This window comes from Brachyspira pilosicoli P43/6/78 (assembly GCF_000325665.1).
Lineage (GTDB): Bacteria > Spirochaetota > Brachyspiria > Brachyspirales > Brachyspiraceae > Brachyspira > Brachyspira pilosicoli.
Genome location: NC_019908.1, coordinates 1883147 through 1903557, shown reverse-complemented (window position 1 = coordinate 1903557; position 20411 = coordinate 1883147). Strand labels below are relative to the sequence as shown.

Annotated in this window: 23 protein-coding genes; 2 read left to right on the top strand and 21 right to left on the bottom strand. The window is 26.1% G+C overall.

From position 1 onward, the window contains the following. Positions 1 to 492: 492 nt before the first annotated feature. The 19 genes from BPP43_RS08520 to BPP43_RS08430 all read right to left on the bottom strand — a co-directional run bounded on the left by BPP43_RS08520 (position 493) and on the right by BPP43_RS08430 (position 16911). A complete protein-coding gene (locus tag BPP43_RS08520) occupies positions 493 to 1863 on the bottom strand; it encodes a hypothetical protein (RefSeq protein ID WP_015274715.1) in 1371 nt (456 codons plus the stop codon). A gap of 34 nt (positions 1864 to 1897) precedes the next feature. Continuing rightward, a complete protein-coding gene (locus BPP43_RS08515) occupies positions 1898 to 2167 on the bottom strand; it encodes a hypothetical protein (RefSeq protein ID WP_015274714.1) in 270 nt (89 codons plus the stop codon). Beyond that, positions 2145 to 2708, bottom strand: a complete 564-nt coding sequence (locus tag BPP43_RS08510; RefSeq protein ID WP_015274713.1) for a hypothetical protein — start codon at positions 2706 to 2708, stop codon at positions 2145 to 2147. Before BPP43_RS08510 ends, BPP43_RS08515 begins: the two co-directional genes overlap by 23 nt. A 46-nt stretch (positions 2709 to 2754) precedes the next feature. Continuing rightward, positions 2755 to 3132, bottom strand: coding sequence for a hypothetical protein (locus BPP43_RS08505; RefSeq protein WP_013244144.1), 378 nt, complete (start codon positions 3130 to 3132; stop codon positions 2755 to 2757). A gap of 393 nt (positions 3133 to 3525) precedes the next feature. Next, complete coding sequence (locus BPP43_RS08500; RefSeq protein WP_014934140.1) at positions 3526 to 3825, bottom strand: hypothetical protein; 300 nt, start codon at positions 3823 to 3825, stop codon at positions 3526 to 3528. Positions 3826 to 3933: 108 nt separating this feature from the next. Then, positions 3934 to 4983, bottom strand: a complete 1050-nt coding sequence (locus BPP43_RS08495; RefSeq protein WP_014936939.1) for a hypothetical protein — start codon at positions 4981 to 4983, stop codon at positions 3934 to 3936. 22 nt (positions 4984 to 5005) lie between these two features. After that, on the bottom strand, positions 5006 to 5368 hold the full coding sequence (locus tag BPP43_RS08490; RefSeq protein WP_015274712.1) for a hypothetical protein: 363 nt from the start codon (positions 5366 to 5368) through the stop codon (positions 5006 to 5008). 260 nt (positions 5369 to 5628) lie between these two features. Continuing rightward, positions 5629 to 6513, bottom strand: a complete 885-nt coding sequence (locus BPP43_RS08485) for a hypothetical protein (RefSeq protein WP_015274711.1) — start codon at positions 6511 to 6513, stop codon at positions 5629 to 5631. 161 nt (positions 6514 to 6674) lie between these two features. Then, a complete protein-coding gene (locus BPP43_RS08480) occupies positions 6675 to 7886 on the bottom strand; it encodes a hypothetical protein (RefSeq protein WP_015274710.1) in 1212 nt (403 codons plus the stop codon). Positions 7887 to 8311: 425 nt separating this feature from the next. Continuing rightward, a complete protein-coding gene (locus BPP43_RS08475) occupies positions 8312 to 8491 on the bottom strand; it encodes a hypothetical protein (RefSeq protein WP_015274709.1) in 180 nt (59 codons plus the stop codon). Positions 8492 to 8529: 38 nt separating this feature from the next. Continuing rightward, complete coding sequence (locus tag BPP43_RS08470; protein WP_015274708.1) at positions 8530 to 8859, bottom strand: hypothetical protein; 330 nt, start codon at positions 8857 to 8859, stop codon at positions 8530 to 8532. Continuing rightward, positions 8828 to 9106 carry a hypothetical protein gene (locus BPP43_RS08465; protein ID WP_015274707.1) on the bottom strand — a complete coding sequence of 93 codons (279 nt, stop codon included), beginning with the start codon at positions 9104 to 9106 and terminating at the stop codon, positions 8828 to 8830. The genes BPP43_RS08470 and BPP43_RS08465 overlap by 32 nt, the downstream gene beginning before the upstream one ends. A 6-nt stretch (positions 9107 to 9112) precedes the next feature. Further along, positions 9113 to 9577 carry a hypothetical protein gene (locus tag BPP43_RS08460; RefSeq protein WP_015274706.1) on the bottom strand — a complete coding sequence of 155 codons (465 nt, stop codon included), beginning with the start codon at positions 9575 to 9577 and terminating at the stop codon, positions 9113 to 9115. 11 nt (positions 9578 to 9588) lie between these two features. Next, complete coding sequence (locus BPP43_RS08455) at positions 9589 to 10167, bottom strand: glycoside hydrolase family 19 protein (RefSeq protein WP_015274705.1); 579 nt, start codon at positions 10165 to 10167, stop codon at positions 9589 to 9591. Positions 10168 to 10178: 11 nt separating this feature from the next. After that, positions 10179 to 10775, bottom strand: a complete 597-nt coding sequence (locus tag BPP43_RS08450; protein WP_015274704.1) for a hypothetical protein — start codon at positions 10773 to 10775, stop codon at positions 10179 to 10181. A 1-nt stretch (position 10776) separates the two neighbouring features. Beyond that, a complete protein-coding gene (locus BPP43_RS08445) occupies positions 10777 to 13182 on the bottom strand; it encodes a hypothetical protein (RefSeq protein ID WP_015274703.1) in 2406 nt (801 codons plus the stop codon). A gap of 187 nt (positions 13183 to 13369) precedes the next feature. Then, a complete protein-coding gene (locus BPP43_RS08440; RefSeq protein WP_015274702.1) occupies positions 13370 to 14248 on the bottom strand; it encodes a hypothetical protein in 879 nt (292 codons plus the stop codon). Between the two features lie 264 nt (positions 14249 to 14512). Next, positions 14513 to 16114 (bottom strand): hypothetical protein, encoded by a 1602-nt coding sequence (locus BPP43_RS08435; RefSeq protein WP_015274701.1) that lies wholly within the window; start codon positions 16112 to 16114, stop codon positions 14513 to 14515. Beyond that, positions 16111 to 16911 (bottom strand): hypothetical protein, encoded by an 801-nt coding sequence (locus BPP43_RS08430; protein WP_015274700.1) that lies wholly within the window; start codon positions 16909 to 16911, stop codon positions 16111 to 16113. Before BPP43_RS08430 ends, BPP43_RS08435 begins: the two co-directional genes overlap by 4 nt. A 532-nt stretch (positions 16912 to 17443) precedes the next feature. Between BPP43_RS08430 and BPP43_RS08425 the strand changes: the two genes are divergently transcribed. Continuing rightward, positions 17444 to 18184: a hypothetical protein gene (locus BPP43_RS08425; RefSeq protein WP_013244162.1), complete on the top strand. Its 741-nt coding sequence runs from the start codon at positions 17444 to 17446 to the stop codon at positions 18182 to 18184. Positions 18185 to 18188: 4 nt separating this feature from the next. Continuing rightward, positions 18189 to 19151: a helix-turn-helix domain-containing protein gene (locus BPP43_RS08420; RefSeq protein WP_015274699.1), complete on the top strand. Its 963-nt coding sequence runs from the start codon at positions 18189 to 18191 to the stop codon at positions 19149 to 19151. 82 nt (positions 19152 to 19233) lie between these two features. Here the strand turns inward: BPP43_RS08420 and BPP43_RS08415 are convergent, their stop codons facing one another. Further along, on the bottom strand, positions 19234 to 19530 hold the full coding sequence (locus BPP43_RS08415; protein WP_013244164.1) for a flagellar biosynthesis anti-sigma factor FlgM: 297 nt from the start codon (positions 19528 to 19530) through the stop codon (positions 19234 to 19236). Beyond that, positions 19520 to 20299 carry a 16S rRNA (cytidine(1402)-2'-O)-methyltransferase gene (gene rsmI / locus BPP43_RS08410; protein ID WP_015274698.1) on the bottom strand — a complete coding sequence of 260 codons (780 nt, stop codon included), beginning with the start codon at positions 20297 to 20299 and terminating at the stop codon, positions 19520 to 19522. Before rsmI ends, BPP43_RS08415 begins: the two co-directional genes overlap by 11 nt. Positions 20300 to 20411 lie beyond the last annotated feature (112 nt).

Below are 20411 nucleotides of genomic sequence, written 5' to 3'. Positions count from 1 at the left end.
TATTTTAACTTTGATTATAAACCCAATAAACAACCTTACGAATATTCAAACAGCACTTTTTTATCAAACATGATAATGAAAGAAAAAGACAAATACAACTCGTTTTTCAGAAGTAGGAATTAATTATTATATAACTAAACAATTATATTTTGATATATAAGTTTTTGTTTTATTCAACTTTTTCACGCCTTCGCACCCACAGGCACTTCCTTCGGTCGCAGTGCGGACTTCGTCAAAGTTGCAAAAAGTGCAAATATTTACACTTTGTATATATAAGATATAAATAAAATATAAGGTAATACAATATTTTAAATTAAATGCAGTTCTTTTGCTTCTTTTATACCAATACCTAAAGGTACTTCCTTCGGTCGTAAAAGAAGTGGTGGTCGTACCCTAGGGGCACGCTTCGCAGGGGGCTAGTCTCTGCAAATACAAAAATAAAAAACTGTTTCTTTTAGTAATTATTTGATAGAAAAAATTATACTTACAAAACTAAAATAACTCCTCTCTGTCTGTGAAGGCTATCAAATAATTATTCTTCATCTCAATAGAATCTTCTGAAGCTTTAAAATTGTTTAATGAAACTGAAATATCTTTAGCCTCAATAGTAGGAAAAGAAGGGCTTCCAGAAACATCTGCACTCACAAATATAAATGGATAATCTTTGCCTCTAAATTTTGTTTTACTGTATATTACAAATGACTGTCTATCACCATTTAAAACACGATTATAAAAAAGCTCTTTTGACTGAGTATTAAAAACTGCATTTCCAGAAAAAGTTAAAGTAAATTTGTTGTTTGGGAAATTGTATCTCTTTGCTGATACATTAAATTTTTCTTCTTTAGTCCATTCAAAAGCAATAGCAATATCAGAAACAGAAGTAGCCTCTGTGCCGTTAATAAAAAGTTTTGTTGGATATTTTGAAGTTTGAGCCATTACAACATCTCTCTCTTCTGCTCTCTCTTCTTTAAGAATAGTGTCTTTATCTAAAGTGTGTTCATCAGATGCCCATAGCGAAGAAGTTATTTGTGTTAATGCTTTATTGGCAAAATTAAAACTCATTGACTTACTTTCACAGCCTATATACTGAATGCCTTCAATATTTTTTGATGAGTCAAATAATGCTAAGTTATAATATTGCGTCTCTCCGAATCTTGGCGAAATTATATTTACAAATCTTGGATATAGTTTTTTAGCTTCTTCACTAAATACTCCGCTCTCTATAAACCCAACTCTCTTAAAGCTAATTAAATAATTATCTTCTTCAAACTCTTTTAAAAAATTACTAAAATCTACTTGGTCATTCTTATCGCCTGTAATTAAAAACGCTTTTATATTTTTTATGTTGTTTATAGCATCAATTAATTCTTGCTGAGTCATAGAGTCATATATATCAATAAAATCGCTATAAAAACTATTTTCATCTTCTCTAATAATCTCAAGCATAGTTATAGTGTTTTCATTTTTATGCATCTTAACAGAAAAATCACTAAAACAATTAATGCAAATAATGTTTCCTGTATTTTCTTTTGTATGCACATTAGCCCATATCAAACTCATATAATAAGCATTAGAGTTTACAAAAGCCCCAAAAGAAATATCTCCCGCATAAGTTGTAGCTCCCAAATAGGATTCTGATGAAGGAGAGCCTATATAATCTTTTGTTAAGCTCTCTGTAGCAGGAGTAAGACCAACAGAAGAAGGATAAATTAAATATTTTCCTTTAACATCATCACTAGTAAAATCTACCCTCTCATCTCTGTTACTTGTTTTAGCAATTCTAACTTTATATGAAGAGCCGTTTATAATATTTAATCCCTCTTCATCTTTCATTAAATTTCCTTTTATATCAAATATACTCATATAATGAACCTTTTATAATTTTAGTTAAAAAATTTTATGCAGTTGCCTCAAGCACAACGTTTTCTAATATATCTCTGTCTTCAACTGTTATAGTGCCTTGCTTTGTGTTATATCCTTCCAAACTCACCTCATATTGAAGAGTTTCCCCTTTCTTATATGCATCAAAATATTTATCTTCTCCGTCTATCTTTATAACGGCATTTGAAGGAGTAGAAACAATCTTTACCTTATAAACATTACCCCTTAAACTTAAATAATCTTTTACCTTTTGATTAACTCTCTCAATATTTCTGAAAAACTTCATCTTCATAACTCCCAGTCATTATTTTAAAATTTATATAAAGAGAAAAACTCACCCCCCTAATAGATGAGAAATCATTAAACTGTTTCTTACTGTTTTCCACATCAAAAGTAGGAGAATCCCATTTAATAACAGGAGATAATGCAATTCTCTCACCCTCATCATTTAGCTTTGACACCCAATAGCGTGAAGCCTGATTCAAAGCAATAGGTATCATAGTGTATGCTAAAAAAGATTCTCCAGCCTTAAGCTCTTTATAAACTTCTGCTTTTAAACATATATCATCAGTAAAACCTGCACTATCTCCTATATATGAGTTTCCTCCTTTGCTCTCGCCCTCAGATATAGTAGCCCATAAAAAAGATTTACTCATAGATTTAATATTGCCCAAACTAAAACAGTCAATTTTTAATTTGTCATCTAAAAGTTTATTAAGCTCCCCATCACCTTTAACTTTATTTCCAGCAAAATCTATATAATCATCTGCCATAAAGTTCATAAAATTATCTAAAACATATAAAATGCTATTTTTAAAATGTATCATATATATAAAACCCTATTTAAAAAATATTTAAAAATAAAAAAAATAATTAAGGCTTTCTTATGTCCCCATCAAGCCTCACACTCTCATAAGATAAATCACCAGAAATAAATGCAGATAAATCTTTTATAGCAAGTTCTTTTAGTCTCAAGCTCTCATTTCTTATAAAGTTTATTAAATCACTGTTTGATACAAAATTAACCGTTAAAAGCCTAGCCACCTCATAGCATATATAATTTTTTATAGCTATATATGGAAGCTTATTTTCTTCAGTAGGCTCTGTATAGTTCATATTAAGAATTGTTTTTCTAAATTGTAAAGTATAATTTTTTAATTGGCTTTCGATAAAATCTAAATCCATATTATCATAGTCAAACATTGTAAATATGCTTTTAAAATAATTTAAATCTGGTTCATATATATACATTTATATTTCTTCCTTTCGTTATTATTTTAAATATTGAAACAAATATGTTTTATCAATCTTTTGTTGTTCTATTTTATACAAATGCTCTAATTTTATATCAATTCAGTTCTTTTGCTTCTTTATATACCAATACCACAGGCACTTCCTTCGGTCGTAAAAGAAGTGGGGGGGTAGTCCCCGCAAATAACAAATTAAAAATTAACGAACTTAAAAAGTTTACTACATACTAAAATGATTATATTTTATTAATTTGATTTTTTATAAATTATTATCAACTTTTTTGTCGCTCAAAAAAGTTGCAAAAAACGCAAATATTATAGCTAATATTTTAGAAATATGTATTAAATATAAGGTAATACCATTTTTGATAAAACATAATTATTTAACTATACACTAAGCCTCAAGCGACTTTATCTTTTCCTTTAAGCTTTTATTTTCCTCTTTCAAATAATTTATCACATCATTAGGCTTCATCTTCTCGCGTACAAGCTCCTCTGCCTCTTCTTTGCTTATTATTACAAAAGAATCTGTAAGAGAAATATTCAAATCACTCTCTATCAAAACCTTGCACCTTCTCTCATGAACATCTCTAAAAAAATACCCCACCTTAGCAACAACATAATCATTAGCCTTAATATCTTTATGAACTATACTAGCGTCTACAAAATGAAGTAAAGACTTTTTATTATTCATCATCTCTCCCAAAAAACATATATATAAAAAAACAAGAGAAGAAAAAACAATTTTCCTCTCTTGAATAAAAATAAATATTTAATAAAGAACTTTTAAAACATCATTAAATTAAGCATCTGCCAATTTCAAATCTATCTTACAGAAGCCATAAGGGTTAGAAGCTACTGTGCATCTCTTTGTTCTGCTTCTCCACAAATTGTTGCCCAATATATCAACTTCTCTTATATCATGATTCAAATATACAACCTCTTTTATAGAAGCCATATCCAAAATATTAGATGAAGTTGTAAACATATAAATAGAAGAACCTGTCCATATATCAGTAAGGTTTTCTAATTGATATTTTTGCTCAACTTCATGATCATCAGCAACCCTAAAAGCAGTACCTACAACTGTTATACCGCTTGTTACAGCATTAAATATATCCGGCTTAAATGCTTTATATTTGCCGTCATTAGAATTGCCTATCATAGATACATAATTAGAAAATAATCTAAATAATCCCTGAAGCTTTACATAAACATCTATAGGTATCACTATATAAAGTTTCTGTCCATTGTTTTGCACTTCCATCTGGTCATTAAACAAATTGCCGCCTACAGCATAATTTAAATACTTTGCCAAATCTATAAAAGAACTAAAGAAATTATCAATATCAGTTTCTGTCCAAGAGCTTATAGCTTTAGCAGTTAAATCTACTGTATTAGAACTTCCATACAAAGAAGCATCTGTAACTTTTGCAGCTAAATTTCTCTCTCTCAAAAGTCCAAGCCTAGATACTAACTTTTGTGCTATATAATTTAATATCTCTTCTCCAGCTTTTTTCTCATCTTTAGAATAAAGTTCATTAATCTCCTCTATTCTATTTATGTCTATGCCAATATAATATTCTTCAGGCTCCATCTTAAAAACTCTTGACTCATGTCTTGGATAATCATTAAATATATTAAGCCCGCCCAAAGAAGTTCCGCCGTACATATTTTTGAGATTAAAAGCAGTGTTGTCTAAATCTCCGCCTATAGCACCTTGAGAGACTCCTACAAAAATCTCTGGTATATATTTACTTACAAAGTTTGTCTGCCCCATATATTTTGGAAGCTCTTGATTGATTATAGGAAAAAGTTTATTTTGTATACTTTGAAAATTTGGTACGCTCATTATTACTCCTTATAATAAATTATTAAATAGTTTTTAAAAGTACTTCTATATGAGAATTAGCATTGCCTCCGCGAATAACTATGCCAACTCCATTACCATCTAATGACTTTTTAAATCCATCAACTGAAGGCACAACTACATCTCCTGCAGCTAAACTCTCTGCCGCAACGCAATTAACATTTCCAGTGTAGCACACAGATATGCAATTAGACTTAAGTCCGAAATCCACATAACTATATGCATCTTCTAAGGCAACCCCAACAAAGGTAAACCCTTCTTCATATAAGGCATAAACTCCTTTTCCATCTTTATTTTTAATGGATACAGGAAAGCCTTTCTTTGGTAATTTATCTTCATCATTACCTATGCCAGATTTTATTATCATAGCAACTCCTAATATTATTTATTTTTTAGTAATTATTAGACTTATATCAAAATCAAATTAATAAATATTTACACTGTTTTTTATTTATAACTGGGGCTTTGCCTCCCTGCGAAGCGTACCCGTAGGGTAAGACCCCAGTTCTTTTGGCGACCGAAGGAAGTGCCCTTGCGGCGTGACCCAAAGAACCAAAAAGACTGCAATTTTATAGCGAAAATTATACAACTAATTCTGTCAACTAGTTTTGAGATAAGTCTATTTAATTATTTAAACATCCTTGAAATCTCTTCATACTTATTCTTGCCCATAGCTGATAAACTAACTCTCTCATAACCTCCAATAGGAACTAAATCATCTCTCACTATAGACATTATTTCTTCTTTACTTAAACCAGCCTTGAAAAGTTTTTTGGCCTTCACATAAGTATCACTCTCAGATTTTGAAGAGCATCTTACTGCATTCTGACTTTCTGCATATTCATTACACCAATCACCATAAGTAATAGCAGATAAATTTGATTTTGATAAACTCTTTTCAGTAATCTTAAACTTCTCTAAAAGTAAATCTATTATCATGTTTTGAAATACTTCATCATTTCTAAATATATTCAAAAATTCTTCTTTTGCTTTTTCTTTTGTAGCTTCATCATTAAGTTTATTTAAAATATTTTTTATGTTATTTATATAATCTTCATTAACTTCAATAACCCCGCTTGCACATAATAAATCAACACTCTTACTAGCAGGATATTCAACAGCAGCAATAGCCTTAATCTCACAATTCTCCCAATAAATAAACTCATCATCTTCTTTAACTTTTTTTCCAACCATCTCTATAGAAGGATAAAACGATTTTTTATCTGTTATGCTTTCATCAAACCATTCTATAGTGGCGTATATTCCAATAGCTTCATTATCTTTTTCTAACTTCAATACCTTACCAATAGCAACCCTCTCTTCTTCCTCTTTATGCCCCATATAAACAAATATTTCTACATTACTCTTTTCAAATGAAGATATAATCTCTTCTACATTCTTCTCAGTAATCTTATTAGTTTTAGTTTCTGAGAAAGTATTTTTGGAAACAGCTATATATTGTTTAAAGCTATCTCCAAGAATTTTATATTTTTTTACTTTGTTTTCTTGCATATGGAATTCTCCTTTTTTATAGTTTTATAATTTTGTAGTTTTGAAAATTGTCATAGTTCTTATAATTTTTAATTCAGATTTTTTTAATAAATAAAAAAGAGATTAAGCAAAAAACCTAAATCTCTTTAATATATTTATAAAATATAGAGGTTTATGAATTATCAATCTTTATTTACTGAATGTTTAATCCTGAAATAATCGCATTCTCCTAATAGCCTTAAACTTTTAAAATTCAAATCAAAGTATCTCTTCATAAAACTGTCATTTATATTATTGATAATGCCTTCCACAATATCGCTTGCCATAAGTAAGGCGTTTGCTTGAGTGAGGTCTGCTAAATTTTTTGTTGCTCCTTTGTTTAACCCTAACGCTTTAATGTCTACCCCTTTGTTTTTAAAAAGTGTTGAAAGCATACTATCTCTAAAGCTATACCATTCATTAGCATCTATACTCTCAATCTTTTCTATTTTTCCATATTTTGAAATAAATATTCCCCCGCCATTATTAACAAAATTTCTTATCTCCCTCTCAACCTCTTTCCTCTTACTATCATTAAGCTCGCAATTTGACACAAAATTAAAACTATGCTCGCCTATATTTTTTAAGTTTCTATTAAAACTATTGTCCATAGATTCAAGCACCTGCCAAAGTGAATAAGCACTATACAAAAAAGGCTTACCTATTACATCGCCTGTAATATCTCCATAAGTAGAATAACCCGCTATTGCCAAATCAAAATTTATATTTGTAATAGTAGAATTATTTTTATTTATTATGCTGATAGACTCAATCTCATCAATATCTTCTTTTGAAAAATTAAAACTGCTTATAGAAGAAACATCATAAAATTTAAAACCTCTTAAACCGTCAAGCTTACCCTTAAATCCATAATTCTTTGCAGACAAAACTTCTAACTTTGGAGTAAAAAAACAAAAGCCATAAACTAAAGAATTATAAGCAGCATTAACTATTAAACTCTTAAGCCCGCCTGCTCTTTTAAATTGTTTGTCTATAAAGTTATAAGCATTTCTTACCTTCGCACTCTCAAAATATTCATCTGTCTTTTCTAATTCATAATTAAAAGAATTAAAAATCCCCCTATAAAATTGAAGTATTGGCTCTAAATAAATAGAGTTCTCCATTCTTTTACAAGTTAAAGCCCATTTATTTGGAAAAGAAAAATCATCGCCAAAATCTCCTCTATTAGAATGCAAATCGGGCACCCCATTATAGTAATTATTTGTAGATATTTTATTAAGCTCTTCATTTAGTTTTTCTATCTCTAAAGTCTTATCTTTTAATTTTGTATCATAGCTCTCTATTATTTTCTCTATTACGGTTTGATTGTTTTGAGTTTCATTATTCTCAAGCATTTTTTTATTCTCCGTTTTTTAATACTTTATAATATATATAAAAAATATAAGTGATTATAAGTAAATATTCACAGCACGTTAAACAAAATAAAAAATATTAATAAAATGAAAATTATAATTTTTATTATAAATAAAATATTTCTAACCGTGCGGAAAGTGTATGCAAAACAAATAAAAGCTTGGGCGGGAGTTAATATTTCTAAAAAAACAATAAAAATAATTTAAACTAAAATTTCAAAATATCCTATAAAAAATAAAGGGCGGGGTATGTAAATAAAGTTTTAAAATTTAATTACACTTGCCCACCCTATATACTTTTTATGCTATCTGTAATTTCTATAATATTTTTATTTTTAATTTTATACTGATATTTTTACTGCCCACCCAAATCTTATTTTTAAATTTAATCTTCATCTGCCACCCAATTAGTTTGAATTGCTATAATAAAAATAATTGCTTCCTACTTGTATATTATACCAGTTTTGCCAATGGGAAATTTTTATAGTGGCATCTTTATAGCTTTTTAATAAATCCTTTTTTGTTTTAACATCTTTTATAATATATATTGATGGAGGAGGCGTTAAATCACAAACATTATTACTCACACTGCTGCAAGAACAAAAAAAATAAATTAATCAATAAACTAATTAAAAGAACTATAAAAATCTTTCTTAATTGTATCAACAATATATTTAGTTTCATTATCCAAAACCTCATTAGTCATTTTATTAATAAGTGCTGTGCTGTTTGAAAAACTTTTTATTACATCAATTTGCTTTTCTTTAAACATTAAATCTTTATATAAAAAAGAATTGCTGTTATTAAGAAACTTTATTTCTATTTTTAAATCATCTATTTTTTTATTTTTACTTTGCAAACTTAAATTTAAAAACAAAATATAAGAACAAATAATTAATACAAACAAAATTATATAAGTATTTTTATTTGTGAGAATCTTTATTAATGCTATCACCTTTAATATTCCTTATTATTAAACTTAAATCTACCCCATACATTACAGAAGAACAGCCTAGCATAAATATTATTATAGATATACTTGCTTCTTTGCTTGGTATTGTTTTATTAAAATAAACAACATAGCAATATATTATTATACCAATTATAAAAGTAATAAATTTTGTAATGAGGCTTAATTTTTTTCCAATGCCTTTTGAAGAAAATATTTCATCTACTTTTTTATTAAAATTTTTACTATTCATTTACTATCACCCTAACTTATTTGCAAAAAAAACTATGCTTCCTATAATTGTGCTAAGTGCAACTATTACAGCTCCAAGACCTATTATTATATTTTTTATCTTTACTATGCTCTTTGTTGTAATGCTGTCTTGTAATGCAGATTTTATTTCTTTAATGTCTGTTTTAGTTGAAGAGATTTCTTTTTCTATAAAGTTTCTTGTATTTTGATGCTCTTTTAATATGTATTCCAATTCTCCTAGTTTGAATTTTATGTTATTAATATCTTTCTGTATGTCTTTTAAGTTTTCTTTATTTTCATTCATATCTCTATTAAAACATTCAAGCATATTAATAATTCCATTTCCATTTGGAGTGCCGTTATTATTTATGCCTACTATTGTTTCTATTTGAGTTAATCTATTTTCAAAATTATTTTTTTTATTATAGGTTTTATTGTAGTTAAATATTTTTTTATCCAAACTATTATTCATAAAATGCCTTTTTAAAGATTTTCTATTTTTTTGTATCTTTTAATTCTATCTTCTAAACCATTGTATCCGCCGTTAATTTTTTTAGTTGCCTTTCTTATATCATCAATACTCAAAAGCCCTCTATTTATCCAATAACAGCAAGCAACATTAACAGCAACATTTCTCTCTAAAAGCCAATCAGGATTATTAACCAAATCAATATTAAGAAGTTTTCCATAATAAATATAATTGCTTTTTCCTGTAAGCTGTATTATTCCTCTTCCTCTGTATTTATACCCCTCATCAAAATTATTTCCAAGCCTTCCTCCGTATACTCTATTTGCAAGAGCCTCATCTCCTCTATATAAGATATCTTTTGCCTCTTCAAGAGTTTTAAAATATTTTGGAAAGACTTTTATTAAAACTTCTGGTCTATATTTGAAACTCTCTTCAAGTCTTTTATAACTTAAACTCTCATGACTAGTTTGAGCTAAAAACATCTTTATATCTTTTTCTTTTGTGATGTTGTATGCAAGTAAATATTTTTTTAATATACTCTCCCAAGAAGAATCTATATTAAGAGCAGATAAATATTTTTTTATATCAATCATATATTATTACCTCATAATATTTTTTTGTATTGAGTTTTTATCTTGGCTCTGTTATCTTCTATAGTTTTAAGTACTTCAATTTGATTTTCATTCAATAATCCTTGAGAAGCTAAACTATTAAGAACACTATCTAAAAGCTCTGCTCTAACTCCGTCTAGGTTTTGAGAATATTCACTTTGCCTTTGATTAATTATACAGCTATTATACTCTTCTTTTGTTATTAGATTTTCTTTATATTTTTCTTCTATAGTTTTTTCTATTATGTATTTTTTACCGTTTTTTTCTGATATCTTTTTACTTTTATCTAGATTCTCTAACCCTCTTTCAATCATTACAATATAATCATCTTCATAATTTTTATTTAATTCTCTAATTATACCGTTATCTATTATTTCATTATCTTTAAGAGCTATTATTTTTTCTTTCAATTGCTCTTCTAATGTCTTTACAGAACCATCATCATTATAAGCTCTTATATCTGTTTGACTTAAATCACTGCTATTATGCGCTTTTATAACTTCATTAGGCTTTAACTTAAAATCATTAATACTTTGCCCCTCAACAAAATAGCATTTATAAGTATTTTTATCATATATAACAAATACCATATTAAAACTCCTCCATTATCTCATTTACTGATTTATCATTAATTGTAAGCAGTTTATATATTCTCATTAATCTGTTTCTTACTCTAAACTCATTAGCAGTAGCATAAGCACGTGATAAATCTAATCTAATATTATACCTTGTATCTTTCACATCTCCTACACCATAAGCAAAAGTATCACCACCAAAAAAAACTCCATAAGCTCCATTTGTATCTGACATTAGACCAGAACCATAATTATGTCCAAATGTTCCAGTAGCATTTCTGCCTGCATCATTTTGAATTCCATTACTGCGTTCAACATTTGCTAAATTACCCTCTGTCCTAAAATAAACACTTTCCGAATTAAATATTATTTGCCAAGTAGTATTAACGTTATACATCTTTTTGAACCACACAGAAGGCTCTTCATTAGAGTTAAAATTGCCGCTTAAATCTGCATACTGTACATAATAAGGATTAATCATATACCTTAAGGCTAAACTCTCTCCAAGCTCTTGAACATTGCTAACATTCTTGTAAATAGGATTGAGTGAAGAGTTTTTATTTGGTATAAGATTAAAAGTAAATACATCTTCTGATTGAATCTCACTTCCATCTTGATAGGCCAATAAAAAAGCATAAATTATACCCTCAGAAGTAGATACTGTTTTTATTTTATATTTTAAAGCCTTACCAGAACTTGATAGTATATCTGAAGTATTAATATAATCTCCATCTAAAATAAAATAATTTGGTATGATACTATTTATTATATAAAATGATGTTTCTGTTCCTTGTGCCAAATTATTTATACTGCCTTTTATTACAGAAGTACTATTGTTTTTTTCTAAAGATAAAGTTTTATATTGTATATTAGCTGAATTTATAATAGGCAAACAAAATAAATTACTATCTTGATTTCTTAATACTCTATTTTTTATATTAATATTTACTGTATAATTAGATTGAGAAATTGGATTATCATCTTGTCTTTTTATAACAATATATATAGATGATAACATAGTAACTATTGCAAATTTAAAAGAGCTCTCTATTTCAGAAATACTGCATTCATCTAATTCTAAATTTGTATAATTTATATTAGATAAATCTTTATTAGATATGATATTAATATTATCAAAGAATTGTAATAAAACATTTGACATGCCATGCTGCTTTGTTTCACTTTCAATAGATGTTATATGCATCATTATCATACCATTCATAGGAGATATATTATTTAAATTAGATTTAAGTCTATAGCTTCCGTCTTCTTGTTTTGTAATAGATGCAGAATAATTATTTGTGCCGTCATTAAGCAATAATTTTATATTTTCTGATATAACATTTTTAAATTTTGGAAAATCATAGTCATCTGTTTTATATACTAAATTAGTTTTAGAATTATCATATAAAATATTGTTAGCTAAATTTAAATTTCCTGTTGGAATTTTATTGTCTATTTCTTTTTTTAATTTTTCTATAGCAAGCTGAATATTATTTGTATTATCTCCAAAAGAAGTATTATTATCATCATAAAATATATTAGAAGCTTTTGATAATATTTCTATTTTGTTATCTCTTAATAAATCATTCCATATAGGATTTTCTGCATAATCTAAAACCAAATAAAATAATCCATTCTTTATTATAATCTGATTTTTATAAATCTTTTTAATACCATCAAACCAATTTATTATTTCAATTAGAGGTTTAATAAAATCATAAATCTCATTTTCTTCGCTATAAATAAAATTTTTACTTACCGAAAAAAAATTATTCTCATACTCTAAAATATCTCCAACATTATAACTATTTCCAATTTCTAAACTTTTAAAAGGTGTAAGAAGAGAGCAATTAGATTTTAAATAATAATCAGAATCATCACTTAAAAAATCTTTATTTACTTTATACAAATAGCCATTATGTTTTATAATATCATTTATTTTATAATTAGTTTTATTATAATAATTTTTTATAGGGTAATCTATATCAAGGCTGTTAATCTTTTTTGCAATATAATCAAACATCCAAGAGCTTAATGTTGTATTATAGGCGGTAATGGAATATTCAAATTTTTTATTTAAATGAGTTACCGACAAAAAAATTATACTCTTAAAATTAATATCATTTTTTATTAAATATATTTTATTTTCTTCTACCTCTTCCAATTCTCTAATACAATTAATATCATCTAATAAGAGAGGATAGGCCCTAACACCATCTAAAATAAACTCCATATCCTCCAAAGCACCATTTATACCGTATCCTATATCAACACAAAATAATCTCTCACCTTCAAAAACTTTTATCTGACTGTTATCCTCACTTAGTTGCAATGAATTATTTATTTTTTCTAATTTAAAACTATTCTCGCTTATCTTGTATTGAAAAGGAGCTTGTAAATTATTTTCATTAAGAAACATATATATTTACTCCAAATATTTTTATTATGATTGTTTGTTGTTTACAGACTTGTTTCAAAACATATTGAAAAGATTAATATAAAAGTAGTTCTTTTGCTTCTTTTATACCAATAAAAGAAGTGGGAGTTCGGGGGCTAGTCCCCGAAAACAATAAAATATAAAAATTAAATTTTGATAAACTTAATTTTTATTTGCTGCGTACCAAAAAATATAATGTGGCTTTTATACTATTACTGCCGTTATTTTTTAAAGCCAACACTGGTTTTTTATCTTCCAAAATAGGAAAGCTCATTAAATTTGGAAGCCCGCTAAAATTACCTATTATATTTTTTTGAAACTCACCTCCAAAATATTTATAGCTCGCATAACTTCCAAAATAACCTATCAAAGGAGTACTATCAGAAATATCACTAAAAAGTCCAAATGAAGATAAGCTTATAAGAGCATTAGTATCACCTTCTACTATTCCGCATACTTGTAAATACTCTAAATCTTCCCTCCAATTTAATGCCCAATTTTGATTGCCTTCTCCTGTTTTTGTTATAACTTCTTTTAATACAAAAGTAGAATTATTTTTAATAGCTTCTATTTTGTTATTTATATCCTCAATATATGAAGGCACTCCAATAGTTCTTTCAAACATATCATTAAGAACATCACTTGTTATTGAAGTTGTTATATATCTTCCGCTTACTATTCTAAATTTTTTGCCTGCATAGATTGAGCTTAAAAAATAAGTACCTCTTAAACCTTCTTTATTAAACCAAAAAACTTCATTTTCTTTAGGCGTGTATTTATCATTTCCAATGTCTCCAATAATTGGATTTAAATCTGCTATTTTTTTGTTTGTGTTTGGGTCTATTACTTGAAGTATAGAATCATTCAAAAAAGAAAGTGAAGTTGTTAAAAGGCCTGTGCTTACTGCAACATAATCAGCATTTTTGAATGGGCTTAAAAGAGGTATATCAAAATCTAAATCATGAACCTCTTGTAATGCATTCTCATCTGTAAATGGATTATATGTGTTTGCAAGCCCGAAATAATTTAATATAGTTCCTGATGACATAAAATTTCCTTAAGATAAATTTTGAAATAATAGAATAAAATATAATTAATATTGATTACTCGCGGGGACTAGCCCCCTGCGAAGCGTGCCCTTAGGGTGCACACCCCCAGTTCTTTTGGCGACCGAAGGAAGTGCCTGTGGGTATGACACAAAGAACCAAAAAGACTGCATTTAGCTTAAATTTAGGTATTATGATATATCTGAAGAATATCATATTAATATACAGAAATATTTTATTAATTAAAAAAATTAATAATTTATAAATTAGCTCTCAGAATAGGTTAAAAGACTCTCCAACTTCTTCCTTCGCTCTTCCTGATCATACAAATAATTAGTGCGTTTTACATTCATCTTTGATAACTCCGCATCAACTGTTAAATGATTGTTTTCAAACTTATAATTAATACTTCTTACATTCATCTCTACTGTCTTAGAACCACAGTCAAAAAAACATATAAACTTCTCATAAAGTATATTGCTTCTCTCTGATGTTATTATAATATTTCTTTTGTCATATCCTGAAACATCAAATAAAGCAAAACCATTTTTACAATATTTTCTTTGCGTATGCTCTCCGTCTTCAACCTGAAACAATGCACTAACATTACTTTCTTTATCTTCCAAACCATCAGAAAAAAATATAGCTATCTTTGTAATATTATAAACATGATTACATACATCTTTATAATACTTATCTATATCAGAAAGTTTCACACTGTTTTGCTGTTTGTAGTTTGGATATTTTCTTGTCTCTATTGCATTATCAATGTCTATTATATCGCTTGAATAAATATCATTTAAATGGCTTTCTATAATAGTGAAATCATTGAAATCTATTATCTTATAAAAATTGTTTGTAGGCTTTAATATGCACTCTACACATTCATTTATATTAATATCTGTTAAGTTGTAATTTATGTTTTTTAGCTGAACGCTCTCTTTCTTCTCTTGATTGGTTAAAAACTGATAAGCATATTCATAGGTAAGGTCATAATTTTCAAGTTTATAATTAAGTTCAAAAATATCTGTTTTTATTCCTATCTCTTTTTCTAATGGTATGGCAGGATATAGTTTATCTGCACCAACTATCTTTGGAAGAGCTCTATAAACTTCTTTAACCTCTCCGTTTTCATCTGTAATGCTGTCTTTCATTTTTATTATATATCTGCTTACCAAATCTGAAGAATCTTCTGTATATTCACTCTCTGAAAAATGATTATTATGCCAATTAAGCTTTTTAGTTGAAATATTAGAAAACTCTTTGAAATAAAATGTATTGTTAATATCAACACCCCAAGAGTATCTTTTTGATATATTCTCTTCAACCTCATCAAGTATGTCAGAAACATTCTTCCCGCTAAAAGATATTGTTATTTGTTTGTCATTATTTAAATCAATATTTTTCTCATCAAAAATTATACCCATCTCTTCTATTTTTTCTCTGAGTGATAAAACTATATCAAGGACTCCTTTTGTAGATTCTAAAATTAAATCGCCTTGTATATATTGATGGATAAGCCTTCCCCATATAGGAATAACTGTAACATTTAAGCCAGAATTATCAATGCTTTCAATATAGCCAACAAACTTTTTAGTGCCATTTAAAAAATATTCCACTTTGTCATTTATATTTATATTGTCTAGAGGAATATTAAAACTTATTTTTCCAGAGCTTCCGCCTCTTTTATTTAAATTAAACTCATAGGCTTTATAAAAGTTTTCTGTATATATTATCTCTCTTTCTGTATAATATTTATTGTTATAGTAGGGAATTATTTTTATATAGCTTCCAGTTTCTTCAAATTTTTTATATTCACTTGGAGGAAGTTTGTATATACCGCTTAAAAAATGATAAGGCATCATCATATTAAAACACCCCTTCTGTATCTTATATAGGCATTTGTGCAAGTTTGATTGGTATCTAAATAAAATATATTATCTCCAACATTAAGTTCTGGCCTTATGCCTTTATAATCATATATAACACCATTTACTTTTAAAACTTCTCCGTCAAAATCAACTATGCATCTTTCAAAATTTATATTTTTTATGTTTGCCTCTATTCCAAAATTCTGCTTGTTTGCAAATAAGAAATATAATTCATCTCCAATTATATTGTTAAACTCTAAGCTAAATGACACAGCAGTAGGCACTAAACTTAAAGATTTGTAATATATATCCTGTTTACTATCATTCGTGATGTTTAATTTATAAGTGTCTTCTTTTTGCCTTAAAAAAGTTTTGTCCAATGATTCAAGAGAAATGTTTATAACGCCTAAATTGTTTATGTATTTTACAGTATATCCTCCAACAGAAGTCATTATATATTCTGCCTCATAAATCTCATTTTCAAACTCTATTCTTATAAAATATCTATTTGAGTTATTTGAAAGAATCATAGTAGTATATTTTGTATATTGAGATTCTATTTTTACCCATTTTCCTAAATTATCTTTATATTCAAAAATAGGTATTGCAAAATCAAGTTTTCTTCCTGATGATATTATTCCTATGCCAGATTTTATTGATGTAAATTTATTGCCTTCTATTGTCTTTAAGTCTAATTTTATATCTGATAATTTTATCTGAGAACTTAAATCTATTAAATCTAAAATCTCTTCATTATGCCCATTTCTAACTATTAACTTAAAATTATATGACATATTAGCTCCAGATATGTTATTTTTTATATAATCTATGTATAAAATATAAGTGATTATAAGAAATGTTAATAAATTGTTAATAAGTGTATAATAATTATCAACTTGCTAACTAAATTTTAAAATAAATTTTTTATAAATTTTATTTTTGAATTTATGAAATTTACTTAATTAAATATTTGTTTATAATGAATAACTTATCAACATCTTATAAAAGATTTTTTTTAGTTTCTTCTTATATGCAAAACTTATCAACATATTAACGCTGTAATAATAACAATAAATTTTTAAAATTTAAAAATATATTATATTAATATAGTATCTATATCCAATACTTTATAAATTGAATTCAAATTTTATAAATTTAATAATTGAATTCATTTATAAATCATGTTGATAAGTTGTTTATAATGTTGATAAGTTTAAATAAATATTATGAATTTGTTATTAAAATTTATAATATAAATTCATATTATAAATTCATTTTTTGAATTCAAAATTAGATTTTTTAAAATTTGTATGTTATAATAAAAATATGAGAAAAACTCTTTATACCAATAAGAAAATAAAATCACTTATATCTAACATTATATATGATATACAAAACTATAATTTCACAATATCTAAATACGCAGAAAATATTGATAAAACTGATAATATAAATGAAGATAAAGACTCTATTATAAGACAATCATTTCTTATAGATACAACCATGAAAGCTTTTAATGATTTTAATGATATAACACTTGGTAATTTATCATTGAATAAAAATATAGAAAATATAAATATTTTAATAAATAATGTAATAGATAATTGTTATAGTTTATTTATTTCAAAAAGGGTAAAAATAAAATTAGGTGAAGAGATAAGCACTAATTTTAATATTTTAGTAGATAAAAATAAAATAGCCAATTCTATATTTTATGTTTTTATGTTTATTTACAATTTAATAAAATCTAATAGTTTTATAGATGTGGCATATAGTTTTGTTAATTATGAAGATGAGAGATTTTTATTTTTTAATGAGAAAAGTTCTTTATTAAATTTTAGTAAGGATAATGTTCTTATAAGTATTAGTTTTGATTCTAATAATATACCTGAAGATATAAAAAGGAAGCTTTTCAAAACTCCATTAATAAGTTATAATGGCAGACATTTTAATAATATATTTTTGTATACAGCTTATTATATTATTAATAGGCATTCGGGAAATATTTGGTTTGATAGTATAGGAAGTAAAACAAGAATAAATATTATATTTCCTATTAAAAAGTAGTTTTATGAATTATGTATTTAATTATTTGCTTTTAATATTTTACTTATTATCATTTGTGATAGGTTTTTCTACAATATTTTATTCTATTGTATATTATATAATAGAGAGGGTTTTGTGGCTTAAATATTATATAATATTTTTATTTACATTTGGAATATTAATTTTTATAAGAACTATAAAGCTGATAACTCTTCTAACTCTGCCTTCTTTTACTTCTAATAATATTTTTAATATGCTTTATTTCTTTATATTAACTTTGGCTATGGCATTAATGCTATATTTTATACCTGCATTTTTATATAGGTTTTTAAAAATAAAATGGAGCATAAAAACTAATTTATCTTATTTGATTTTATCTGTATTTTATTTTGTATTAAGCATTATAGGAATACTTACATCTTTTAATATATATATATTATCTAGTATGATATTTTATATATCTATATTTTATTTGCTAGTAGTAGGATTTTTGAATTATAAAAATATAGAAGATAAAACTATTAAATTTATAGTAAAAGTTTTGGGTATAATAACTATATTAATTTATCCGGTTTTAATTTATCAATTAATTATTTATAGAAAAGACTTTATGAATATAAACTCTATAGATGTAACTTTGATGTTATTTTATACATGGTGGAATTTAGTAATGTTGGGTTATTTGCTATGGTATTTCATAAGTATGATAAAGTCTAATAATAATAGGATTTCTGATAGTTTATGTGAGAAAAATGATGAATCAGATAATAATATAAAATTAGAAGAGAAAATTGAGGTTAATGATTTTAATTTAACTAAAAGAGAGAAACAAATATTATCTTATTTACTTTCAGGAAAAACTAATAAAGAAATATCTTTGATTTTTGATATATCATTAAATACAGTTAATAACCATGTAGCAAATATATATTATAAATCTGGGGTAAAAAACAGAGTAGAACTTGTTAATAAGTTTTCTAAGTATTAATTAACATATTAATTTTGCATAAAAAATAGTAAGCCAATAAAGCTTACTATTTAATAATTTTTAATTAATAACAAATTTATTATTACTCATCTATAGGCATAACATCTAAAATAGAATTAGCCAAAGAGTTTAATACTTCTTTTCTTAAAGCACCATCTTTCATATACATTTCTAGTCTTTTTTTAGCTTCAGCAACTTTTTCTTCTCTAATATCAGGAGATTGTTTAACTATATCAACTAATTTTTTATTTTGCAAAGCTATTTTAGATTCATTAGATATATCAATTCTATCAGAACCTAATTGAGATGGTTTATCTGAATATTTTACTTTAGAATTAAATTGTATATTTTGTGTGCCGCCTATTTTATCAATTGTCATAATCTGACTCCTTACATAATATATTTTCGGCATTAGCTTTGCATACTTTAGATTTTCTATTATCAATAATGATGCAAAATTCTCCTTTATCAAGTATACTATTATTAGTAAAAAAAGCAAGTATATTGGAAGCCTTATCTCTTATGATTTGTTCGAATTTTTTGGTAAGTTCTCTTCCGATAACAATGTAAGTATTTTCTCCAAATATGTTAACAATATCTTCTATGCATGCTTTTATTCTATGCACAGATTCATATAATACTATAATATTTTTTTCATTTGAGTATAATTCTTTTAATTGATTTTTTCTTTTGCCAGATTTGTTTGATAGAAATCCTACAAACAAAGTATTGCCAGAAATACCAGAAGCAGATAGCAAAGTAGTAAAAGCAGATATACCACCAACAGGAATAATTTTAATATTATTTTCTATAGCCTTAGTAATTATGCTTACACCAGGGTCGCTTATACAAGGAGTACCAGCATCGCTTACAATAGCAACAGAGCTTCCATTTATAATATTTTTTATATACTCATCAATCTTTTTTTCTGTTGAATGACTATGATATGAATAAACAGTTTTTTTAATATTGTAAGCGTTTAAAAGTTTGAGTGTTACTCTAGTATCTTCTGCCAAAATGAAGTCAACATTAGTTAATATTTTCAAAGCTCTTATAGTTATATCTTCCATATTTCCTATAGGAGTAGCCACTACATATATAGCAGAGTTTTCTATGTTTATGTTATCGTTTAAGTTAATATTTTCCATATATTCATTTTAATTTAATAAAATATAATTTGCAATAGTTTATATGTTTCACATGAAACATTTTGCTTTATTTTTTAGTATTTAAAAATATTAGTTATATAAATATTTATAT

Bases quoted from the DNA above. Each gene is read 5' to 3' on its own strand.
- BPP43_RS08500 (WP_014934140.1), bottom strand. From the start codon at position 3,825: ATGAATAATAAAAAGTCTTTACTTCATTTTGTAGACGCTAGTATAGTT.
- BPP43_RS08480 (WP_015274710.1), bottom strand. From the start codon at position 7,886: ATGCTTGAGAATAATGAAACTCAAAACAATCAAACCGTAATAGAGAAA.
- BPP43_RS08510 (WP_015274713.1), bottom strand. From the start codon at position 2,708: ATGATACATTTTAAAAATAGCATTTTATATGTTTTAGATAATTTTATG.
- rsmI (WP_015274698.1), bottom strand. From the start codon at position 20,299: ATGGAAAATATTAACTTAAACGATAACATAAACATAGAAAACTCTGCT.
- BPP43_RS08495 (WP_014936939.1), bottom strand. From the start codon at position 4,983: ATGAGCGTACCAAATTTTCAAAGTATACAAAATAAACTTTTTCCTATA.
- BPP43_RS08485 (WP_015274711.1), bottom strand. From the start codon at position 6,513: ATGCAAGAAAACAAAGTAAAAAAATATAAAATTCTTGGAGATAGCTTT.
- BPP43_RS08490 (WP_015274712.1), bottom strand. From the start codon at position 5,368: ATGATAATAAAATCTGGCATAGGTAATGATGAAGATAAATTACCAAAG.
- BPP43_RS08425 (WP_013244162.1), top strand. From the start codon at position 17,444: ATGAGAAAAACTCTTTATACCAATAAGAAAATAAAATCACTTATATCT.
- BPP43_RS08450 (WP_015274704.1), bottom strand. From the start codon at position 10,775: ATGGTATTTGTTATATATGATAAAAATACTTATAAATGCTATTTTGTT.
- BPP43_RS08445 (WP_015274703.1), bottom strand. From the start codon at position 13,182: ATGTTTCTTAATGAAAATAATTTACAAGCTCCTTTTCAATACAAGATA.
- BPP43_RS08415 (WP_013244164.1), bottom strand. From the start codon at position 19,530: ATGACAATTGATAAAATAGGCGGCACACAAAATATACAATTTAATTCT.
- BPP43_RS08515 (WP_015274714.1), bottom strand. From the start codon at position 2,167: ATGAAGTTTTTCAGAAATATTGAGAGAGTTAATCAAAAGGTAAAAGAT.
- BPP43_RS08435 (WP_015274701.1), bottom strand. From the start codon at position 16,114: ATGATGATGCCTTATCATTTTTTAAGCGGTATATACAAACTTCCTCCA.
- BPP43_RS08420 (WP_015274699.1), top strand. From the start codon at position 18,189: ATGAATTATGTATTTAATTATTTGCTTTTAATATTTTACTTATTATCA.
- BPP43_RS08520 (WP_015274715.1), bottom strand. From the start codon at position 1,863: ATGAGTATATTTGATATAAAAGGAAATTTAATGAAAGATGAAGAGGGA.
- BPP43_RS08465 (WP_015274707.1), bottom strand. From the start codon at position 9,106: ATGAATAGTAAAAATTTTAATAAAAAAGTAGATGAAATATTTTCTTCA.
- BPP43_RS08460 (WP_015274706.1), bottom strand. From the start codon at position 9,577: ATGAATAATAGTTTGGATAAAAAAATATTTAACTACAATAAAACCTAT.
- BPP43_RS08455 (WP_015274705.1), bottom strand. From the start codon at position 10,167: ATGATTGATATAAAAAAATATTTATCTGCTCTTAATATAGATTCTTCT.
- BPP43_RS08440 (WP_015274702.1), bottom strand. From the start codon at position 14,248: ATGTCATCAGGAACTATATTAAATTATTTCGGGCTTGCAAACACATAT.
- BPP43_RS08505 (WP_013244144.1), bottom strand. From the start codon at position 3,132: ATGTATATATATGAACCAGATTTAAATTATTTTAAAAGCATATTTACA.
- BPP43_RS08430 (WP_015274700.1), bottom strand. From the start codon at position 16,911: ATGTCATATAATTTTAAGTTAATAGTTAGAAATGGGCATAATGAAGAG.